3 protein-coding genes and 1 pseudogene are annotated in these 2,540 nt (G+C 63.1%); 2 read left to right on the top strand and 2 right to left on the bottom strand.

The features are described from left to right. Together KBT70_RS02485 and miaA are read right to left on the bottom strand one after the other, a co-directional pair. A pseudogene (locus KBT70_RS02485) lies at positions 1-116 on the bottom strand (FAD binding domain-containing protein); the annotation flags it as partial. A 138-nt stretch (positions 117-254) separates the two neighbouring features. Next, positions 255-1,142, bottom strand: a complete 888-nt coding sequence (gene miaA, locus KBT70_RS02490; protein WP_296628388.1) for a tRNA (adenosine(37)-N6)-dimethylallyltransferase MiaA — start codon at positions 1,140-1,142, stop codon at positions 255-257. A gap of 141 nt (positions 1,143-1,283) precedes the next feature. On the opposite strand from miaA, the gene pyrH reads away from it, so the two are divergent. Continuing rightward, positions 1,284-2,009, top strand: coding sequence for a UMP kinase (gene pyrH, locus KBT70_RS02495; protein WP_296628391.1), 726 nt, complete (start codon positions 1,284-1,286; stop codon positions 2,007-2,009). Positions 2,010-2,057: 48 nt separating this feature from the next. Further along, positions 2,058-2,540 (top strand): ribosome recycling factor (gene frr, locus KBT70_RS02500; RefSeq protein ID WP_296628393.1); only part of this gene is annotated, 483 nt, incomplete at its 3' end.

Genomic DNA, 2,540 nt, shown 5'->3' on the forward strand with positions numbered 1-2,540 from the left:
GGGATGAGGCTGTGACCGCCTGCGATGACACGGGCCTCGTCGCCGTGTTGTTGCAAGAGGGCCAAGGCGGCGGGCAGATCACCGGGGCGGTGATACTCGAATGCGGCTGGAATCATGTGGTCTCCTCCCAAAGACGGGGCCGGGTGGCCTTGGGTCGGATTTGGAGAGGGAGCGCGGGGTTTGTCGCCTCACATGTCCTGAAAATCGCGGATCGCTGCACGAAATGCGAAATGGTTGCACGAAATGCGAAAGGCTCAGGCGGTGAGCGTTTCGGCTGCGACGGGCTGCCATGCGCGCATCCGGGCGCGGAACCATGTGCGCTGACGTTTGGCATATTGGCGGGTCGCGATGGTGGCGGCCTCGCGCGCCTGATCGAGGGTCATATCGCCCCTCAAATGGGCGATGAGTTCGGGCGCGCCGATGGCTTTCATCGAGGGGAGGCCGGGGTTCCAGAGCGGCAGATTGGCGCGCGCCTCGTCCAGCGCCCCGGCTTCGAGCATGGCGTTAAAGCGGCGGGCGATGCGGGCACCGAGCCAGTCTTTGCCCGCCGTGATCACAAGCGGCGTGCAGGCGCCGAGCGGCAAAAGGGGGGCGGGCGTGTCATCCTGCCACGCGGCCAGCCCCCGGCCCGTGGCGCACTGCACCTCCCAAGCGCGTTGCACGCGCATGGGATTTAGCGTGTCGATCCGCGCGAGGGTCATAGGGTCGAGCGCAGCCAGAAGCGCGGCAAGACCTTGGCTCGCCAGCAGGTGATCGGCCTCGGCGCGGATCGCGGCGGGGGTTGCGGGAATTTCGGCCAGACCTTCGGTCAAGGCGCTGAAATAGAGACCGGTGCCGCCGATGATGATGGCGCGCGCAGGCATTTCGAGGATTTGCGCCACCTCGCGCAGCCAATGGCCGACTGAATAGTCGTCACGCGCGCCGACATGGCCATAGAGGCGGTGGGGGATTGCGGCCTCATCCTCGGGACTTGGTCTTGCGCTGAGAATCCGCCAATTTTCATAGACTTGCAGGGCGTCGGCGTTGACGATCACGCCACCTTGCGTGCGGGCAATCTGCATCGCGAGCGCCGATTTGCCGCTGGCGGTGGGGCCAGCGATCAGAACGGGGCGGTCTGGGGCAATGTCAACGGGCAGGCTCATGCGCACGGGTTAGCGCCAATCGCGCGGTTTGGCGAGGCGGTTTGCCGCCTTTTCCCCGCGAAACGGGGTGATCAGCGATTGCACATGGGCGGCATTTGCGACATTTTGCGCAGGATTGCCACGACCGAGCGGAGAATGCCGATGACCACCCCGGAGAGAGCCAAATTCACCCGTGTGATGCTCAAGATTTCCGGGGAGGCGCTGATGGGGGATCTGGGGTATGGCCTGCATCCGCCCACGGTCGAGCGGATCGCGCGCGAGGTCAAGATTGTGCATGATCTTGGTGTCGAGATCTGCATGGTGATTGGCGGCGGCAACATCTTTCGGGGCTTGCAAGGCAGCGCGCAGGGGATGGAGCGCACGACCGCCGATTACATGGGGATGCTGGCCACGGTGATGAACGCGCTGGCCATGCAATCGGCGCTGGAAAAGATTGGCGTGTTCTGTCGGGTGATTTCCGCGATCCGCATGGATGAGGTGGCAGAGCCCTATATCCGCCGCCGCGCGGTGCGGCATCTCGAGAAAAAGCGCGTCTGCATCTTTGCCGCCGGAACCGGCAATCCCTATTTCACCACCGACACGGCCGCCACGCTGCGCGCCAATGAAATGGCCTGCGAGGCGATCTTCAAGGGGACCAAGGTGGACGGGGTCTATGACAAGGACCCGATCAAATATCCCGATGCCAAGCGGTTCGAGAGCGTGACCTATGACGAGGTGCTGGCGCAGCATCTGGGGGTGATGGATGCCTCTGCGATTGCGCTGGCGCGGGACAACAACCTGCCGATCATCGTCTTCTCTCTTGACGAACCGGGCGGTTTCAAGGGCATTCTGGCCGGTGAGGGCACCTATACAACCGTGCACGGTTGAGGCAAAAGAAGGCTCAGACGCAAGAGCCGAAAGAAGGACCAGGACGACATGGCGGAAGATATCGAAATCGACACAGGTGATCTGGAGCGCCGGATGGAAGGTGCGATGGGCGCACTCAAGACCGAATTTGCGTCGCTGCGCACCGGTCGCGCCTCGGCCTCGATGCTGGAGCCGATCATGGTCGATGCCTATGGACAAAAGACCCCGATCAATCAGGTAGGCACGGTCAACGTGCCGGAACCGCGTATGGTGACGGTCAATGTCTGGGACAAGGGGCTGGTGGGCAAGGTGGAAAAGGCCATTCGCGAGAGTGGTCTGGGCATCAATCCGCAGCTCAATGGCACGATCATCATGCTGCCGATCCCCGAGTTGAACGAGCAGCGCCGCAAGGAGCTGACCCGTGTGGCGGCGCAATATGCCGAACACGCCCGCGTTGCCGTGCGCAATGTGCGCCGCGACGGGATGGACCAGATCAAGAAGGCCAAGGCCGACGGCATGTCGGAAGACGACCAGAAATTCTGGGAATCCGAG

It is taken from the genome of Roseovarius sp. (assembly GCF_018066915.1).
Classification (GTDB): Bacteria; Pseudomonadota; Alphaproteobacteria; order Rhodobacterales; family Rhodobacteraceae; genus Roseovarius.

Excerpts from the sequence above, each read along its gene's own strand:
- miaA (WP_296628388.1), bottom strand. The coding sequence starts at position 1,142 with ATGAGCCTGCCCGTTGACATTGCCCCAGACCGCCCCGTTCTGATCGCT.
- pyrH (WP_296628391.1), top strand. The coding sequence starts at position 1,284 with ATGACCACCCCGGAGAGAGCCAAATTCACCCGTGTGATGCTCAAGATT.